The sequence below is a fragment of the Knoellia sp. p5-6-4 genome (genome assembly GCF_029222705.1).
GTDB lineage: Bacteria > Actinomycetota > Actinomycetes > Actinomycetales > Dermatophilaceae > Pedococcus_A.
This window is the reverse complement of record NZ_JARGZF010000002.1, coordinates 1,072,802-1,089,741: the sequence shown is the minus strand read 5'-3', so window position 1 is coordinate 1,089,741 and position 16,940 is coordinate 1,072,802. Positions and strand designations below refer to the sequence as shown.

The window sequence follows — 16,940 nt, the reverse complement described above, 5'->3', positions numbered from 1 at the left end:
CCCGGAGGGAAGCCAGGTTGGCCCACGCAGGCGTCCCCGCCCGATGGCCCGCCGCAGTGTCGCCCCTGCTGGCGGAGGCGGTGCAGGCCGCGCCCCGGCCCGCCCGGGTGCTGGCCGCCTTCCCGACGGCGCTCTACCTCCACCTCGACAGCAGGGCCGACGAGCCGCACCGCCCGGCCGCGGAGCCGCGGGTCCGGCAGGTGCTGCCGGTGCTCACCCGTGACGCACTGCGGCTGCCCACCGGCCTGCGCCTGGGGGAGCCGGCGGCCTCGGTCGCCTGGGGCGTCGAGCAGGGAGCCGACGTCGTGGTCGGCGCCGGGCGGGTCCGCCTGCCGGGTGCCGACGTGGTGGCGGTGCGCACCTGGCGCCCCACCCGGGTGCCCAACCCGGCCTCGCCGGTGCAGCAGGCTGCCCTGGCCTCGGGGCTCGACGCGCTCGAGCCGGCGACCGGCGGGGCCGTCCTGCGGGACGTCGCCCGCGACCTCACCGTCGCCGCCCTGGCCGCGGCAGACCCCTCCCTGCCGGCCAGTCCGGCCGGCGCGGGAGTGAGGCGGCTCGTCGCGACGCTCGTGGGCGCCGGAGACGGTCTCACCCCCAGTGGTGACGACGCCCTGTGCGGGGTCGTGCTCGCCCTGCGCGCGGCGGGAGCTCCCGCCGAGGCGTGCTCGACGCTGGCCGCCGAGGTCGACCGGGCCCTGCCCTCCACCACCAGCCTGTCGGCGTCCCTCCTCCACGCGGCACTGGGGGGCTATGCCGTGCCCGAGGTCGTCGCCCTCGTCGGGGCGCTCGGCCGCGGTGACCTCGGCACGGTCGCCCGCGTGCTCCCCGGTGTGCTCGCCATCGGCCACAGCTCGGGCGCCGACCTGCTCGCCGGCGCCGCCGGCGCCCTCGAGGCACTGGCCGGGGCCGTCCCCGGCCCCACCGACCTGTTCCTGTCCGACAGCCCCCCGACCACCTCACACCCCCAACCGGAAGGAGCCCGCCGTGTCTGACCACGTCGAGCTGCGCCGCGGCGCCTACTACGACTCCGTGAGCCTCATGCAGGTCTCGCGCACGGTGGCGTCTGCGCCCGGTGTCGAGGCCGCGCAGGTGGCCATGGCCACCGACCTCAACACCGACGTCATCCGCAGCATGGGCTTCGAGGTCCCGGCCGATACCGCGGCCAACGACCTCATCGTGGCGATCCGCGGCGACGAGGTGGGCATCGAGGCAGGCAAGGCATCCCTCGAGGCGGCGCTCGCCGACCTCAAGAGCGCCGGGGCCCACTCCGGCGGGTTCGGCGAGGCCCCGCCCCGGCGAACCCTCGGCGGCGCCATCGAGTCCTCCGAGGCGAACCTGGCGCTGGTCTCCGTGCCCGGCCAGCACGCCGCCGTCGAGGCGTTCGACGCCATCAACCGCGGCGTCTCGGTGATGGTGTTCTCCGACAACGTCCCCGTGGAGGACGAGATCCGCCTCAAGGACGCAGCCGCAGCCGCGGACGTGCTCGTCATGGGCCCCGACTGCGGCACCGCGGTCGTCGGTGGCGTGGCCCTCGGCTTCGCCAACGCCGTGCGCCCGGGGGCGGTCGGCATCGTCGCCGCATCGGGCACCGGGGCCCAGCAGGTCATGTGCCTGCTCGACGCCGCCGGCGTCGGCATGAGCCACTGCCTCGGGGTGGGTGGCCGCGACCTGTCCTCGCAGGTGCAGGGACGCTCCACCCGCCAGGCCCTCGCGGCGCTCGCCGCCGACGAGGCGACCACCTCGGTCATCGTCGTCTCCAAGCCCCCGGCCGCCGAGGTGCTCGCCGAGATGCAGGCGTATGCCGCGGGGCTGGGTGTGCCGGTCCACTGGGCCACGCTCGGGGCCGGCCGCGCCGACCTCACCGCAGCGGTCGAGGAGGCACTGCGCGCTGACGGCCACGCTGTGCCCGAGTGGCCGTCGTGGGCCACCCAGCAGCAGCCCGCCCCCAGCGGCGCGCTCCGCGGGCTGTTCTGCGGCGGCACCCTCGCCGACGAGGCGATGCTCATCGCGAGCGAGCAGCTCGGCGGCATCCGGTCCAACATCCCGCTCTTGCCGGAGCTGGCCCTCGGCGCCGACCTGCGCGACGACTCCCACGTGGTCATCGACTTCGGTGACGACGGCATGACCCAGGGCCGGGCGCACCCGATGATCGACCCGTCCCTGCGGCTCGAGCGCATCGCCTCGGAGGCCAAGGACCCGACGTGTGGGGTGCTGCTGCTCGACCTGGTGCTGGGCTACGGCGCCCACGAGGACCCGGCGGACGAGCTGGCCGACGCGATCCGGTCCGCGCGGAGCGCCGCGCAGGAGTCCGGTCGCGAGCTGCCGGTCGTCGTGTCGCTGACGGGCGTCGAGAACGACCCCCAGGGCCTGCAGCGCTGCGCCACGGCGCTGCAGCAGGCCGGGGCTTCGGTGTTCCTCTCGAACGCCGCGGCCACGCGCCACGCCCTCTCGCTGCTGCCCGCCGGCCAGAAGGCCGTCGACTCGACCGCCCAGGAGAACTGACATGACCACGAGCCCGCTGCACGGCCTGTTGTCCGCCGACGTCTCGGTCGCCACGGCCGGCGTCTCCCTGTTCGCCGACGCCCTGCGCGCCCAGGCGGTGCCCGTCACCGAGGCGGCCTGGCAGCCCCCGCTCGACGGCACGGCCGCTCACCTGTCCGTCGTGCTGGCCGACCCGCGCCGCGAGCCGGCCAACGCCGAGGCGCTGCGCCGCATGACGGCGGCTGGTGCCGACCTCGTCGACGTCCGTCCGGCCCACGAGGCGCTCGGCCTCGACAAGGGCACCTTCCTGCACGCCGGACCGCCCATCACCTGGGACCGGGCCTCGGGACCGCTCAAGGGCGCCCTGATCGGAGCGATGCTCTTCGAGGGCCTCGCCGACACCGTCGAGGAGGCGGAGGCCGGGCTCGCCAAGGGCGATGGCATCACCCTCGAGCCGTGCCACCACCGCGACGCCGTCGGCCCGATGGCCGGTGTCATCTCCCCGTCGATGTGGGTCTACGAACTGCGCGACGAGGTGCACGACGGCACCTCCTGGTGCTCCCTGAACGAGGGCTTGGGCAGGGTGCTGCGCTACGGCGCCTACGGCAGCGAGGTCATCGACCGCCTGCACTGGATGAACTCCGTGCTCGGACCGCTGCTCCAGCAGGCCGTGCGCAAGGCCGGGCCCATCGACGTCAAGGCGATCATCGCCCAGATGCTCCAGATGGGCGACGAGGGCCACAACCGCAACCGGGCCGGAAGCCTCATGCTGCTGCGCGAGCTGCTCCCCGCCCTCATCACCGCCGAGGGCTCCTCCGACGACATCGCCGAGGCGGTGCGGTTCTCCGGGGCCAACGAGCACTTCTTCCTCAACCTCGGCATGCCGGCCTGCAAGCTGTCGACCATGGCCGCCCACGGAATCCCCGGCTCCTCGGTCGTGACCACGATGGCCCGCAACGGCACCGACTTCGGCATCCGGGTCTCGGGCACCGGCGACGAGTGGTTCACCGGTCCGGCGAATACGCCGGAGGGCCTGTTCCTCGGCTCCTACGGCCCCGAGGACGCGAACCCCGACATCGGCGACTCGGCGATCACGGAGACCGCCGGCATCGGCGGCTTCGCCATGGCCGCGGCCCCGGCGATCGTGCGCTTCGTCGGCGGCGACGTGCCGTTCGCCCTCCGGGCGACGCAGACGATGTACGAGATCACGGTCGGCGAGCACACGGCATACCAGGTGCCCATCCTCGAGTTCCGCGGCACGCCCACCGGCATCGACGTCTCGGCGGTCGCCCGCACGGGCATCCTGCCGCAGATCAACACCGGGATGGCCGGTCGCGTGGCGGGCACCGGGCAGGTGGGCGCCGGGCTGGTCACGCCCCCGGAGCAGTGCTTCACCGGGGCGCTGCGGGCGCTCGCCGCGCGCGCCTAGGGCTCGCGCCCTGCCGGGTCAGCCCGGACGGGGGGCGACGTCGACGTCGTCCCCCGTCGCGAGGTCGGCGCACTCGACCAGGTCGTGCGGGTGGGCCGCGAGGTACGCGCGGGCGCCCTGGTCGCCGGCGGCGGACGCGAGCACGCCTGCCCAGTGGTCGCGGCCCAGCACCACGGGGTGGCCCGGGACCCCGTCGTATGCCGCGCGGCCCAGGGCCGTGGGCGCGGTGCCGACGACCGCGAGCACCCGGCTCACGACCTCGGGGCCCACGTCGGGCGTGTCGACGAGGCCGACCACCGCGCAGTCCGTGCCGGAGCCCTCGAGTGCACGCAGGCCGGTCGCTAGCGAGGGCCCCATCCCCTCTGCCCAGTCGCCGGCGACCACCGCGTCGGCCCAGGGCAGCCCCTCCACCAGCGCCGTCACGGACTCGGCCGCCGCGCCCGTGACGACGACGACCCGCGCGCACCCGCCCTCGTGCAGGGCGCGCGCCGCGCGCCGCACCCACGGCTCGCCGCCCTCGGAGCGGACGAGGGCCTTGGGGCCGCCCATCCGGCGGCCGGCCCCGGCAGCCAGCAGCAGTCCGGTCGCGCCACGCATGGCGCCAGCGAACCACATCGTCGGTGCCGCCGAGGGCCGGCCGGGGCCGCGTGGCAGGATACGGAGGCGTGACGGCGCGCATCCTCGACGGCAAGGCGGTCCTGGCGACCATCAAGGACGAGCTGAAGGCGCGGGTGGCGGCGCTGGCAGAGCGGGGCGTCGTGCCCGGTCTCGGCACCGTACTGGTGGGCGACGACCCGGGCAGCCACTGGTACGTCGGCGCCAAGCACCGCGACTGCGCCGAGATCGGCGTGACGAGCATGCGCCGCGACCTGCCGGCGGGGTCCTCGCTCGATGAGGTGCTCGAGGTCGTGGCCGAGCTGAACGCCGACCCCGCCTGCACCGGCTTCCTCGTCCAGCAGCCGACCGGGCTCGACGAGTTCACGATCCTCTCCGCGGTCGACCCCTCCAAGGACGTCGACGGCCTGCACCCGACCAACCTCGGCTGGCTCGTGCTGGGCAAGGCGGCCCCGCTGCCGTGCACCCCGATGGGCATCATCGAGCTGCTGCGCCGCCACGAGGTGCCGATCGCCGGCGCGAAGGTCGCGGTCGTCGGTCGCGGCATCACGGTGGGGCGCCCGCTGGGCCTGATGCTGACCCGCCGCAGCGAGAACGCCACCGTCGTGCTCTGCCACACCGGCACGCGCGACCTCGCCGCCGAGGTGCGTTCGGCCGACATCGTCGTCGCCGCGGCGGGAGTGCCGAACCTCGTCACCGCCGATATGGTCAAGCCCGGCGCCGCCGTGCTCGACGTCGGCGTCAGCCGCATCGTCGCCGAGGACGGGACCTCCAAGGTGGCCGGCGACGTCGACCCCGGTGTGGCCGAGGTCGCCGGGTGGGTGAGCCCGAATCCCGGGGGCGTGGGGCCGATGACGCGCGCCATGCTCCTGACCAACGTGGTCGAGGCGGCCGAGCGCGCCGCATCCGGGGCCTGAGCCCCCGGTGACCGCACCCAAGCTGGGGTGGTGGTGGGTCGCCACCCCCGTGTTGCTGGCCGGCCTCGCCCTCTTCGCGCTCGACCGGGTGCGCCTCGCGGGCTTCGTCCTGGCTGCCGGCCTGGGCCTGGCCGCGCTGCTGCGGCTGGTGCTGCCCGCTTCGAGGAGCGGCGGCCTTGCCGTGAGGTCACGGGCGGTCGACGTGCTCACCATGGCCGGGCTCGGCGTCGCGCTCGCGGTCATCACCGCCGTGCTCGACCTCACCCCCCAGACCTGAGGCTCGGCTCAACCGGCACCGCGCTCGTCCACCAGGGCCGCCAGGCCGTCGAGCACCCGGGCCAGGCCGAACGCCCAGGCGTGCTCGGGGTCGTGGGCAGACCCCTGCGCCGCGCCAGCCGCGCTCCCGACGCGCGCCGCTCGCGGGTAGGCGGCGGGGTCGAGCACCCGGGCCAGCAGCGGGGCGTTGGCCTCCCACCACGCCGTGTCGTCCATCGCCGACTCCACCTGCGCCCGCCGGGTGGCCTCCGCGGCCCTCGCGTGGTTCTGCACGAAGCCGAGCAGGAAGGCCAGCGCCGCGTCGGTCTCGACGTCGCCGAGGCCGGTGCCGTCGAACACCGCCAGCTCGTGCTCGTACTTCGCCATCACTCCCGGCCCGAGTGGTGGGCGGCTCGAGGCGGCCACCTCGGCGACCCAGGGGTGCTGCTCGAACAGGGCCCGGTTGGCCTCGGCCACGGTTGTGACCCGGCGTCTCCACGACCGGCTGCGCCGACGCGGGCGGTCCATTGCGAGGTAGACGGCGTCGACCATGAGGTCGAGCAGCTCGGCACGGCCCGGCACGTAGGTGTAGAGCGACATCGGGGCCACGCCGACCTGCTCGGCGACCGCCCGCATGGTGACGGCCTCCAGCCCGCGCTCGTCGGCGAGGGCCAGGGCTGCGTCGACCACGTCGTCGACGCTGCGTGACGGCCGGGGCCCCCGACGCCGCGGGGCGGGCGCGTCGACGCCGCAGTGGCGCCACAGCAGGGCCAGGGTGCGGTCCGGGTCACCGGCCCCGGTGCGGTCGGTGGGCATGGGAATGATCCTGCCAGAGACGACGTTGTATGCCGTACGTCGTACGAAGTACGACGAGCCCGCCTGTCCGCCACCCACCCCGGGAGTCCCGCATGCACATCACCGAGTCCGCCTTGTCGCTCAACGTCGCCGACGTGGGGGCGTCCGCCCGCTGGGCCGAGCAGCACCTCGGCTTCAGCCTCCAGATGGAGGCCGACGGATTCGCCTCGCTGCAGCACCCGGAGGCGGGTTTCAACCTCATCTTCCTGCGCACCGGCCTCGAGACGTTCAAGCCCGCCTCGGTCGCGGGCCCCGCCGACGGCCTGCTCGTCGTCTTCGTGGTCGACGACGTCGACGCCGAGCTCGCCCGCCTGCAGGCGGAGGGGGCCACGGTCGTCACGCCACCGGAGACCGAGCCCTGGGGCGAGCGCTACGCCCAGGTGGCCGACCCGAACGGTGTGGTCTACCAGCTCGTGCAGTGGGTGCACGAGCCGCCGCAGGGCTGAGCGCGGGAGCCGGCCACGCGGCATACCCGCTCCCGCACACGAGCGGCCCGCCCCCACCGGGGACGGGCCGCGTCGTCGTGTGCCGGGGTCGACCTCAGCCGATGAGGCCGAGGCCGCGCACGGCGTCGCGCTCCTCCTCGAGCTCCTTGACGGAGGCGTCGATCTTCGAGCGGGAGAAGTCGTTCACCTCGAGGCCCTGGACGATCTCCCAGCGGCCGTCCTTGACGGTGACGGGGAAGGAGGAGATGAGGCCCTCGGGCACTCCGTAGGAGCCGTCGGAGCAGACGGACATCGAGACCCAGTCGCCCTCGGAGGTGCCCAGGGCCCAGTCGCGGGCGTGGTCGATGGTGGCGCTGGCCGCCGAGGCCGCCGAGGACGCGCCGCGGGCCTCGATGATGGCCGCGCCGCGCTTGGCGACGGTCGGGATGAAGGTGTTCTCCAGCCACTCCTGGTCGTTCACCGTCTCGGCGGCGTTCTTGCCCGAGACCTTGGCGTTGAACAGGTCGGGGTACTGCGTCGCCGAGTGGTTGCCCCAGATCGTCATGTTGGTGATCTCGGTGACCGGCACGCCCAGCTTGGCCGACAGCTGCGAGATGGCGCGGTTGTGGTCGAGGCGGGTCAGGGCCGAGAAGCGCTCGCGCGGGATGTCGGGCGCGTTGCTCATCGCGATGAGGGCGTTGGTGTTGGCCGGGTTTCCGGTCACCGTTACCCGGATGTCGTCGGCCGCGACCTCGTTCAGGGCCTTGCCCTGCGGGGCGAAGATGCCGCCGTTGGCCTCGAGCAGGTCGCCGCGCTCCATGCCCGGGCCGCGCGGGCGGGCGCCGACGAGCAGGGCGTGGTTGACGCCGTTGAAGATGGTGTTGGGGTCGTCGCCGATCTCCACCCCGGCCAGCGTCGGGAAGGCGCAGTCGTCGAGCTCCATGACGACGCCCTCGAGGGCCTTGAGGGCGGGGGTGATCTCGAGGAGGCGCAGCTCGACGGGGGTCTCCGGGCCGAACAGCGCACCGCTGGCGATCCGGAAGAGGAGGCTGTAGCCGATCTGGCCGGCCGCGCCGGTGACGGCGACCTTGACGGGGGTTGTGCTCACGGTTGGCCCTTCACATCGCTGGGTTGGGAGGGTCCTTCACGGACCATCGCGACGTTAGCAGGGTCCCGCGCAGGGCTCCTTCGGTGGCTAGGCTCCGGCCCATGCCGATCCCCGAGTACGTCCGGTACCTGCGCAGCCACGTGGGCAACGACCTGCTCCTGCTGCCCGGCGTCAGCGGGGCGGTGCTGAACGAGCGGGGAGAGGTGCTGCTGCACCAGCGCTCCGACAACGGCCAGTGGGCGCTCGTCAGCGGCATCCTGGAGCCGGGGGAGCAGCCCGCCGAGGCGCTCGTGCGCGAGGTCGAGGAGGAGACTGCCGTCGTGGTCGAGGTCGTCGGGCTCACCAGCGTGTGGGTCACCCCGCAGGTGACGCACCCCAACGGCGACCGGGCGCAGTACGTCAACCTCTGCTTCCTGTGTCGCCACGTCTCCGGTCAGGCGCGGGTGGCGGACGACGAGTCGACCGCGGTGGGCTGGTTCGCGCCCAGCGACCTGCCCGACGGCATGGCCGAGTCCTCGCTGCGCAAGCTCGAGCTCGCGCTCGCCTTCGACGGCGCGGCCTGGTTCGAGGCGGTGGGACGTCCGGACCGGTCCGCCGAACCCGAGCCGCTCGTGGTGCTCGATGGTGTGGGTCCGGAGCCGGTGGAGGTGCGCCGTGCCCGGCGCGAGGACGTGCCCGCCATCGTGGCCCTGCTCGCCGACGACGCGCTCGGCGAGTCCCGCGAACACCCCGGCGACCTCTCGCCCTACCTCGCCGCCTTCGCGCGCATCGACGCCGACCCGGCGCACCTGCTCGTCGTCGCCGGCGCCGGGGGCGAGGTCGTCGGCACCCTCCAGCTGACCGTCCTGCCGGGGCTGTCGAGGGGCGGCGCGCTCCGCGCCCAGGTCGAGGCCGTCCGGGTGGCCGACTCCCAACGGGGGGAGGGGCTCGGCCAGGCGCTGCTGCTCTGGGCGGTCGAGGAGGCCCGGGCCCGCGGATGCACCCTCGTGCAGCTCACCACCGACAAGCAGCGCACCGACGCCCACCGCTTCTACGAGCGGCTGGGGTTCGTCGCCTCGCACGAGGGCCTGAAGCTGCACCTGGAGACGGCATGAGCAGCCTCGAGAGCGACCTCGTCGCGCTGGGCGAGCGCTTCGTCGCCGGGGCCAGCCCGCGGTTCAAGGACTTCCGCGTCGACTTCGAGAAGATCAGCAACGCGGCGTCCCGGACCATGCGCGTCGAGGAGGACGACCTCGACCTGGCAAAGGCGATGTACTTCGACACCGACTGGGCCCTGCGGCTGCCGCTCCAGCGGCGGTACGCCGCCGTGGGCGCTTGGGAGCCACTGGTGAAGTACCACCTCACCAGGACCAAGCGCTACTGGAGCAGCACCTCGCCGTTCCCCGACGAACCGGCCCAGGCCGTGCTCGATCTGTTCGCCGAGCACGGCCGGGCCGACCTCGGGCTCACCCTCGTGCGCACCCACGTCGAGGTGATGCTCAAGCGGCTCCGCAGGGACCTGTCGAAGCGCAACCCGCGCGGCCCCGGTAAGCAGTACGACGAGGCGACCCGCCGGATCCTCTCGGCCATGGATGCCGCGGTCGCGGCACACATCCCGGAGAGCAAGCGCGACTTGCTGCGCGACCTCGAGGCCGTGGAGCCCTACGTCATGGCCCACGGCAGCAAGGACGACCACGCTTGGTTCGCGGAGGTCCGCCGCGAGGTCTGGATGGAGCGGCGCGCCTGACGGCCCCGGGATCCCGGACCGGCGGTGCCGAGGGATCCCGGACCGGCGGCCGCCGTCAGGGCTTGAGCACGACCTTGATGCAGCCGTCGGCCTTCTGCTGGAACAGCTCGTAGGCGGCGGGCGCCTCCTCGAGCGACGGCCGGTGCGTTGCCAGCGTCTCGAGACCCAGGACGTCGTCGTCCTGCTCCACGACGGGCAGGATCTCGCCGATCCAGCGCTTCACGTGGCACTGGCCCAGGCGCATCGTGATGCCGCGGTCGAACATCTCCATCAGCGGCATCGGGTCGACCTCACCGCCGTAGACGCCGCTCACCGACACCGTCCCGCCGCGACGCACGGCCTTGATGGCGGTGGTGAGGGCGTCGACGCGGTCGGTGCCCATCGTGTCGACCATCGGCCTCGCCACGGCGTCCGGGAGGAGGCCGACCGCCTTGATCGCGGTCTCCATGACGGGGTTGCCGTGGGCCTCCATCCCGACCGCGTCCAGCACGCCGTCGGCTCCGCGGCCCACGGTCAGCTCGATCAGCGCATCGGCCACGTTGTCGACCTCGTCGAGGTTGACCGTCTCCATGCCGTACATGCGCGCGAGCTCGAGCCGCTCGGGCACCCGGTCGACGCCGATGACCCGGCGTCCCTGGTGCAGGCCGATCCGCCCGGCGAGCTGCCCCACCGGGCCGAGTCCGAGCACCGCCAGCGTGCCGTCCTCGGGCACGTCGGCGTAGGCCACGCCCTGCCACGCGGTGGGCAGGATGTCGGAGAGGTAGAGGTACCGCTCGTCAGGCGCCTCGTCGGGGACCTTGATGGGCCCGAAGTGGGCCTGCGGCACGCGCAGGTACTCCGCCTGCCCGCCGGGCACCGACCCGTAGAGCTCGGTGTAACCGAACAGGGAGGCGCCCTTGCCGTGGGCGCGGTTCTGCGTGGTCTCGCACTGGGCGAACAGGCCGCGCGAGCACATCCAGCACGAGCCGCAGGAGATGTTGAACGGCACCACCACCCGGTCGCCGGGCTTGAGGTGCGTGACCTCGGGGCCGACCTCCTCGACGACGCCCATGGGCTCGTGGCCGAGGATGTCGCCCTGGTGGAGGTAGGGCCCGAGCACCGTGTACAGGTGCAGGTCAGAGCCGCAGATCGCCGTCGACGTCACCTTGACGATCGCGTCGGTGGGCTCGCTGATGACCGGGTCGGGCACCGTCTCGACGCTCAGCTTCTCCCTGCCCTGCCAGGTCAGTGCACGCACGGTCGGCTCCCTTCCTCGACTGTCTGGGCTCGCCTCGTTCACGCTAGGTGAGCGCGCACGAATCGACATCTCGAGCAGGCGCCCCGTTGCCGGCACCGCGTGCGGGTTGACCAGGTGGACCGCAGACTGGCCGGGTGAGCACTGGAGCCGATGGAGCCGGCCGCACGGCATACCGGGTTGACCCGAAGCCGATCGCGCTGGTCGCGGGAGCGAGCCGGGGGCTGGGGCTGCTCATCGCCCGTGAGCTGGCCGCGCGCGGCCACCGCCTCGTCGTGTGCGCGCGCGACGCCGACGCGCTCGAGCAGGCGGCCGCCGACCTGCGCGGCCGGGGCGCCGACGTGCACACGGAGGTGTGCGACGTCGCCGACAACGGCGCGGTGACCACCATGGTCAGCAGGGCGGAGGCGCGGCTCGGCCCCATCGACACCCTGGTCGTGGTGGCCGGCGTCATCCAGGTCGGGCCGCTCGAGTCGCTGGAGCGGGCCCACTTCCAGGAGGCGGTCGGCACGATGCTCTGGGGCCCGGTCAACTGCGCGCTCGCCGTCGCGCCCCGGATGCGCGACCGCGGCCGCGGGCACATCGCCACGGTCACCTCCATCGGCGGCTTCGTCAGCGTGCCCCACCTGCTGCCCTACTCGACGGCGAAGTTCGGTGCCGTGGGCTTCACGCAGGGCCTGCGGTCCGAGCTCGCCGGCACGGGCGTCACCGTGACCACCGTCGCGCCCGGGCTGATGCGCACCGGCTCGCACCTGCGGGCCACCTTCACGGGTGACCACGCCGCGGAGTACGCCTGGTTCGCGGCGGGAGCGTCGCTGCCGCTGGTCTCCATGGACGCCGAGCGCGCGGCGTCGAAGATCGTCGACGGCGTGCTGCGCGGCCGACCCCTCGTCGTGCTCACCCCGCTCGCGAAGGTCAGGATGCGGGTGGCCGGGTTGGCTCCCGCCACCACGATGCGCGTCATGGGGCTCATGGCACGGCTGCTGCCGGCCCCGCCCGCTGAGGGCGCCACTGGCACGCTCGAGGGTCGCGAGGCCGAGCGGCGGCTCGGCGACGGCGCTGCGCGGGTCGTGCGCGGCCTCACGGTGCTCGGCGAGCGGGCCGCGAGGCGCTTCAACGAGCGCTGAGCCCCTGCCGGTCGGGGGACCTAGGACTCTGGCAGCAGGAGCCGACACCGCCGAAGCGTGGAGGTGACTCCAGGAGGTGGTGACGATGCCGAGGCTGGGTGTCGCCGTGGTGAGGCAGTACGAGCGTGGCGTGGTGTTCCGGCTGGGGAGGCTGCGCAACGTCCGGGAGCCCGGGATGCGGTTCATGATCCCGCTGGTCGACCGCATGGAGAAGGTGAGCCTGCGGACGGTCACCATGCCGATCCCGTCGCAGCAGATCATCACGCAGGACAACGTCTCCATCGGCGTGGCCGCGGTCGCCTACTTCCGGCGGGTCGACCCGGTGCGCTCCATCATCGAGATCGAGAACGTCGAGTCCGCCGTCGGCCAGTACGCCCAGACGACCGTCCGCAACATGGTCGGCCGCTCCACCCTCGACGAGGTGCTCAGCAACACCGAGGCGCTCAACGAGGCCATCAAGCGGGTCCTGGACGTCACGACGGAGCAGTGGGGAGTGCTCGTGCAGCTGGTCGAGCTCAAGGACATCGAGCTGCCGTCGTCGATGCAGCGGGCGATGGCCAAGCAGGCGGAGGCCGAGCGGGAGAAGCGCGCCAAGATCATCGCCGCCGAGGGCGAGGCCCTCAGCGTCGGCAAGCTCGCCGAGGCCGCCGACGTGATCGCCAGGAGCCCCATTGCGCTCCAGCTGCGCAACCTGCAGGTGCTCTCCGAGATCGCCGTCGAGAAGAACTCCACCATCATCTTCCCGGCGCAGTTCTTCGAGAGCACCCGAACGGCCTTCGACTTCCTGCAACGTGAGAAGGACGAGTCCGCGCGCCTCCACGTGCCGGAGGCACCGCTGCCCGTGAGCGACCGCAACGGCGAGATGTCCTTCCCGTAGCACCGGTGACAGGTGTCCCGGGTCGTCACCCGTCAACAGGTGCCTCGGGTCGCCGGGCGGTGGTCCGCGAAGTCGGGGAGGATGCTGGCCATGACCCGGCGCTGGCTCTTCGCCGACCAGCTGGGTCCGCACTTCCGGTCGGGGCGCGAGGGCGTCCTGCTCGTCGAGAGCACCGCAGCGCTGGCCCGGCGCCGGTACCACCGGCAGAAGCTGCACCTGCTCCTGTCGGTCCTGCGGCACCGGGCGGCCGAGCTCGGTGACTCCGCGGTGCTGCTGCGCACGCGCACGTACGCCGAGGCCCTCGACCAGCTCGGTGAGACCGTGCGGGCCCACGAACCGACCTCGCGTGCGGCGGCCGACCTCGTCCACCGCCTGCTCGAGGACGGCCGCGTCGAGGCGGTCGACCCGACACCCGGCTTCAGCCTCGCCCGCGCCGACTTCGCCCAGTGGGCCGGTGGTCGCCGCCGGCTGCGCATGGAGGACTTCTACCGGTTCCAGCGCCAAAGGCTCGACCTGCTCGTCGACGACGGCCGTCCCGTCGGCGGGCGCTGGTCGTTCGACCAGGACAACCGGGAGCCGCCGCCCAAGGGGCGGGACCACCTCGACGTGCCGGCGCCCTACCGCCCGCGGGAGGACGAGATCGACGCGCAGGTGCGAGAGGACCTCGACCGCTGGGAGCGCGACGGCGTCGTGAGCACCGTCGGCAGCGACGGTCCGAGGCTCTTCGCCGCCACGCGCCGCGAGGCCGTCACGGCGCTCGAGCGCTTCGTCACCGAACGCCTGCCGGCTTTCGGGCCGCACGAGGACGCCATGCTCCGGGGCGACTGGGCGATGGCCCACAGCCTTCTCTCCCCGACGCTGAACCTGGGCCTGCTGGACCCGGTCGAGGTGGTGCGCCGTGCGGTCCGGGCGTACGAGGAGGGGCAGGCGCCGCTGGCGTCGGTCGAGGGCTTCGTGCGCCAGGTCATCGGGTGGCGCGAGTACGTCTGGCACCTCTACTGGCACTTCGGCCCGACCTACCGGCGGCGCAACGCCTTCGCGGCGCATGAGCCACTCCCGCCCTGGTTCGACGACCTCGACGCCGACGCGGTCGACGCCGCCTGTCTGCACGACGTGCTGGCCGGTGTGCGGGACCGGGGGTGGGTGCACCACATCCCGCGCCTGATGGTCCTCGGCAGCTGGGCCGCGCAGCGCGGCTACGACCCGGACGAGCTGACGGAGTGGTTCCAGACCCGGTTCGTCGACGGCTACGACTGGGTCATGCCGGCCAACGTGGTCGGCATGAGCCAGCACGCCGACGGTGGCGCGATGGCGACCAAGCCCTACGTCGCCGGCGGCGCCTACATCAACAAGATGTCTGACTACTGCGGCGGCTGCCGCTACGACCCCAAGGTCAGGGCGGGGGAGCACGCGTGCCCGTTCACCGCCGGTTACTGGGCCTACCTCGACCGCAACGCGGAGCGGCTCGAGGGCAACCCGCGCCTCGCCCGCCCGCTCCAGCAGCGCCACCGCCTCGCGGACCTCGAGGACCTCGTCGCGCAGGAGCGGTCCCGCGGCGACGCGGCCCCTGACCGGCACCCTCAGACAGGTATGCCGGGTGGTCACCACGCGTGGTGACCACCCGGCATACCGGGGTGGGTGGTGCGCTGCGGCTAGCGCAGGGACGCCAGCGCGTCGTTGAAGGTCTTCGACGGGCGCATGACCGACGAGGCCTTGGCCTCGTCGGGGCGGTAGTAGCCGCCGATGTCGGCCGGCTGGCCCTGCACGCCGATGAGCTCGGTCGTGATGGCCTCCTCGTTGGCGCTCAGCGACTCCGCGAGCGGCGCGAACGCCTGTGCGAGCTCGGCGTCGTCGGTCTGCTTCGCGAGCTCGTCCGCCCAGAACATCGCGAGGTAGAAGTGGCTGCCGCGGTTGTCGATCTGCCCGACCTTGCGGGCCGGGGACTTGTTCTCGTTGAGCAGCCGCTCGGTCGCACGGTCGAGGGTGTCGGCGAGCACCGTCGCTCGCGGGTTGTCGGCCGTCGTCGCCATGTGCCGCAGGCTCTCGGCGAGGGCGAGGAACTCACCGAGGCTGTCCCAGCGCAGGTAGTTCTCCTGCACGAGCTGCTGCACGTGCTTGGGGGCGGAGCCGCCGGCGCCGGTCTCGAACAGGCCACCGCCGTTCATCAGCGGCACGACCGAGAGCATCTTGGCGCTGGTGCCCAGCTCGAGGATCGGGAACAGGTCGGTGTTGTAGTCGCGCAGCACGTTGCCGGTGACCGAGATGGTGTCCTCGCCGCGGCGGATGCGCTCGACCGAGAGCTTGGCCGCCTCGACCGGGGAGAGGATCTTGATGTCCAGGCCCTCGGTGTCGTGCTCGGGCAGGTACTGCTCGACCTTGGCGATGAGGTTGGCGTCGTGGGCGCGCTCGGGGTCGAGCCAGAACACCGCCGGCGTCTGCGAGGCGCGGGCGCGGGTGACGGCCAGCTTGACCCAGTCGCGGATCGGGGCGTCCTTGGTCTGGCAGGCGCGCCAGATGTCACCGGGCTGCACGTCGTGCTCCATGAGCACGTCGCCGGCGCTGCCCACGACCTGGACCTTGCCGGCCTCGGTCATCTCGAAGGTCTTGTCGTGGCTGCCGTACTCCTCGGCCTTCTGGGCCATGAGGCCGACGTTGGGCACCGAGCCCATCGTGGTCGGGTCGTAGGCGCCGTGGGCCCTGCAGTCGTCGATGACGGCCTGGTAGACGCCGGCGTAGGAGCTGTCGGGAATCACCGCGAGGGTGTCGTGCTCCTCGCCGTCCGGGCCCCACATGTGGCCGGAGGTGCGGATCATCGCCGGCATGGAGGCGTCGACGATGACGTCGCTCGGCACGTGCAGGTTGGTGATGCCCTTGTCGGAGTTGACCATGGCCAGGCGCGGGCCGTCGGCCAGGCCCTTCTCGATGGCGGCGCGGACCCCGTCGCGGACTCCCTCGGGCAGCTTGTCGAGCCCGCCCAGGATCGCGCCGAGGCCGTTGTTGGGGGAGAGGCCCGCGGCGGCGAGCTCGGTGCCGTAGGTCTCGAAGACCTCGGGGAGGAACGCGCGCACGACGTGGCCGAAGATGATCGGGTCGGAGACCTTCATCATCGTGGCCTTGAGGTGCACGGAGAAGAGGACGTCGTCGGCCTTGGCCGCGGAGACCTGCTCCTTGAGGAAGGCGTCGAGCGCGGCGGCGCGCATCACCGTGGAGTCGACGACCTCGCCCTCGAGGACCGTGAGGTTCTCCTTCAGCGGCGTGGTGCCCGACTCACCGACGAACTGGATGGTGAGGGTGTCGTCGGCGGGCATGACCACCGACTGCTCGTTGGAGCGGAAGTCGTCCTTGCCCATGGTGGCGACCCGGGTCCTGGAGTCGGCGCTCCACGCACCCATCGAGTGCGGGTGGCTGCGGGCGTAGTTCTTGACGGCCTGGGGGGCACGGCGGTCGGAGTTGCCCTCGCGCAGCACCGGGTTGACCGCGCTGCCCTTGACGCTGTCGTAGCGGGCGCGGGCGTCCTTCTCGTCGTCGGTCGCCGGCTCGTCCGGGTAGTCCGGCAGCGCGTAGCCCTGGGCCTGCAGCTCGGCGATGGCGGCCTTGAGCTGCGGCACCGACGCCGAGATGTTCGGCAGCTTGATGATGTTGGCCTCGGGGGTGGTGGCCAGCTGACCGAGCTCGGAGAGCGCGTCGCCGATCCGCTGCTCCTGCGGCAGGCGGTCGTCGAACGCCGCGATGATGCGTCCCGCCAGGGAGATGTCGCGGGTCTCGACCTCGACGCCGGCCGTGCCGGCGAACGCCTCGATGACCGGTAGGAACGAGTAGGTCGCCAGCATCGGCGCTTCGTCGGTGAGGGTGTAGATGATCTTGGCCATGAAGGCGGCACTCCTGCTGTCG

16 protein-coding genes and 1 pseudogene are annotated in these 16,940 nt (G+C 73.0%); 12 read left to right on the top strand and 5 right to left on the bottom strand.

Annotation, left to right across the window (positions count from 1 at the left end):
• The first annotated feature begins 56 nt into the window (after window positions 1-56).
• The 3 genes from P2F65_RS16555 to P2F65_RS16545 are packed head-to-tail and all read left to right on the top strand — an operon-like array spanning window position 57 to window position 3,910.
• A complete protein-coding gene (locus tag P2F65_RS16555) occupies window positions 57-992 on the top strand; it encodes a DUF2877 domain-containing protein (RefSeq protein ID WP_275810234.1) in 936 nt (311 codons plus the stop codon).
• Entirely contained in the window at window positions 985-2,502 is a 1,518-nt protein-coding gene (locus P2F65_RS16550; protein WP_275810231.1) for an FdrA family protein, read from the top strand. Before P2F65_RS16555 ends, P2F65_RS16550 begins: the two co-directional genes overlap by 8 nt.
• A gap of 1 nt (window position 2,503) precedes the next feature.
• A complete protein-coding gene (locus tag P2F65_RS16545; RefSeq protein WP_275810228.1) occupies window positions 2,504-3,910 on the top strand; it encodes a DUF1116 domain-containing protein in 1,407 nt (468 codons plus the stop codon).
• Window positions 3,911-3,928: 18 nt separating this feature from the next.
• Here the strand turns inward: P2F65_RS16545 and P2F65_RS16540 are convergent, their stop codons facing one another.
• On the bottom strand, window positions 3,929-4,507 hold the full coding sequence (locus P2F65_RS16540) for a nucleotidyltransferase family protein (protein WP_275810225.1): 579 nt from the start codon (window positions 4,505-4,507) through the stop codon (window positions 3,929-3,931).
• A gap of 68 nt (window positions 4,508-4,575) precedes the next feature.
• On the opposite strand from P2F65_RS16540, the gene P2F65_RS16535 reads away from it, so the two are divergent.
• Window positions 4,576-5,442: a bifunctional methylenetetrahydrofolate dehydrogenase/methenyltetrahydrofolate cyclohydrolase gene (locus tag P2F65_RS16535; RefSeq protein WP_275810222.1), complete on the top strand. Its 867-nt coding sequence runs from the start codon at window positions 4,576-4,578 to the stop codon at window positions 5,440-5,442.
• A 7-nt stretch (window positions 5,443-5,449) separates the two neighbouring features.
• Entirely contained in the window at window positions 5,450-5,719 is a 270-nt protein-coding gene (locus tag P2F65_RS16530; protein ID WP_275810219.1) for a DUF3017 domain-containing protein, read from the top strand.
• 8 nt (window positions 5,720-5,727) lie between these two features.
• Here P2F65_RS16530 and P2F65_RS16525 read toward each other — a convergent pair whose 3' ends face one another.
• The gene (locus tag P2F65_RS16525; RefSeq protein ID WP_275810216.1) at window positions 5,728-6,513 is read right to left on the bottom strand and encodes a TetR/AcrR family transcriptional regulator; all 786 of its coding nucleotides are present in this window, start codon (window positions 6,511-6,513) and stop codon (window positions 5,728-5,730) included.
• Between the two features lie 92 nt (window positions 6,514-6,605).
• Here P2F65_RS16525 and P2F65_RS16520 point away from each other — a divergent pair, with 92 nt between their 5' ends.
• Entirely contained in the window at window positions 6,606-6,998 is a 393-nt protein-coding gene (locus P2F65_RS16520) for a VOC family protein (protein ID WP_275810212.1), read from the top strand.
• A gap of 94 nt (window positions 6,999-7,092) precedes the next feature.
• Here P2F65_RS16520 and P2F65_RS16515 read toward each other — a convergent pair whose 3' ends face one another.
• On the bottom strand, window positions 7,093-8,085 hold the full coding sequence (locus P2F65_RS16515) for a malate dehydrogenase (protein WP_275810209.1): 993 nt from the start codon (window positions 8,083-8,085) through the stop codon (window positions 7,093-7,095).
• A 101-nt stretch (window positions 8,086-8,186) separates the two neighbouring features.
• Here P2F65_RS16515 and P2F65_RS16510 point away from each other — a divergent pair.
• The 3 genes and pseudogenes from P2F65_RS16510 to P2F65_RS16500 form a co-directional block, all read left to right on the top strand.
• Window positions 8,187-8,585, top strand: a pseudogene (locus P2F65_RS16510) (NUDIX domain-containing protein); the annotation flags it as partial.
• Between the two features lie 111 nt (window positions 8,586-8,696).
• Window positions 8,697-9,179, top strand: coding sequence for a GNAT family N-acetyltransferase (locus tag P2F65_RS16505; protein WP_275810701.1), 483 nt, complete (start codon window positions 8,697-8,699; stop codon window positions 9,177-9,179).
• The gene (locus P2F65_RS16500; protein WP_275810207.1) at window positions 9,176-9,811 is read left to right on the top strand and encodes a hypothetical protein; all 636 of its coding nucleotides are present in this window, start codon (window positions 9,176-9,178) and stop codon (window positions 9,809-9,811) included. Before P2F65_RS16505 ends, P2F65_RS16500 begins: the two co-directional genes overlap by 4 nt.
• A gap of 55 nt (window positions 9,812-9,866) precedes the next feature.
• On the opposite strand, the gene P2F65_RS16495 is transcribed toward P2F65_RS16500, so the two are convergent.
• On the bottom strand, window positions 9,867-11,048 hold the full coding sequence (locus P2F65_RS16495) for a zinc-dependent alcohol dehydrogenase (RefSeq protein WP_275810204.1): 1,182 nt from the start codon (window positions 11,046-11,048) through the stop codon (window positions 9,867-9,869).
• Between the two features lie 134 nt (window positions 11,049-11,182).
• Between P2F65_RS16495 and P2F65_RS16490 the strand changes: the two genes are divergently transcribed.
• From P2F65_RS16490 to P2F65_RS16480, 3 genes are all read left to right on the top strand, one after another.
• The gene (locus tag P2F65_RS16490; RefSeq protein WP_275810201.1) at window positions 11,183-12,172 is read left to right on the top strand and encodes an SDR family oxidoreductase; all 990 of its coding nucleotides are present in this window, start codon (window positions 11,183-11,185) and stop codon (window positions 12,170-12,172) included.
• A gap of 85 nt (window positions 12,173-12,257) precedes the next feature.
• The gene (locus P2F65_RS16485; RefSeq protein WP_275810198.1) at window positions 12,258-13,049 is read left to right on the top strand and encodes a slipin family protein; all 792 of its coding nucleotides are present in this window, start codon (window positions 12,258-12,260) and stop codon (window positions 13,047-13,049) included.
• Window positions 13,050-13,139: 90 nt separating this feature from the next.
• On the top strand, window positions 13,140-14,666 hold the full coding sequence (locus P2F65_RS16480) for a cryptochrome/photolyase family protein (protein ID WP_275810195.1): 1,527 nt from the start codon (window positions 13,140-13,142) through the stop codon (window positions 14,664-14,666).
• 35 nt (window positions 14,667-14,701) lie between these two features.
• Here P2F65_RS16480 and P2F65_RS16475 read toward each other — a convergent pair whose 3' ends face one another.
• A complete protein-coding gene (locus P2F65_RS16475) occupies window positions 14,702-16,918 on the bottom strand; it encodes an NADP-dependent isocitrate dehydrogenase (RefSeq protein ID WP_275810193.1) in 2,217 nt (738 codons plus the stop codon).
• Window positions 16,919-16,940 lie beyond the last annotated feature (22 nt).

Bases quoted from the DNA above. Each gene is read 5' to 3' on its own strand.
- P2F65_RS16545 (WP_275810228.1), top strand. From the start codon at position 2,504: ATGACCACGAGCCCGCTGCACGGCCTGTTGTCCGCCGACGTCTCGGTC.
- P2F65_RS16485 (WP_275810198.1), top strand. From the start codon at position 12,258: ATGCCGAGGCTGGGTGTCGCCGTGGTGAGGCAGTACGAGCGTGGCGTG.
- P2F65_RS16525 (WP_275810216.1), bottom strand. From the start codon at position 6,513: ATGCCCACCGACCGCACCGGGGCCGGTGACCCGGACCGCACCCTGGCC.
- P2F65_RS16475 (WP_275810193.1), bottom strand. From the start codon at position 16,918: ATGGCCAAGATCATCTACACCCTCACCGACGAAGCGCCGATGCTGGCG.
- P2F65_RS16480 (WP_275810195.1), top strand. From the start codon at position 13,140: ATGACCCGGCGCTGGCTCTTCGCCGACCAGCTGGGTCCGCACTTCCGG.
- P2F65_RS16520 (WP_275810212.1), top strand. From the start codon at position 6,606: ATGCACATCACCGAGTCCGCCTTGTCGCTCAACGTCGCCGACGTGGGG.
- P2F65_RS16540 (WP_275810225.1), bottom strand. From the start codon at position 4,507: ATGCGTGGCGCGACCGGACTGCTGCTGGCTGCCGGGGCCGGCCGCCGG.
- P2F65_RS16500 (WP_275810207.1), top strand. From the start codon at position 9,176: ATGAGCAGCCTCGAGAGCGACCTCGTCGCGCTGGGCGAGCGCTTCGTC.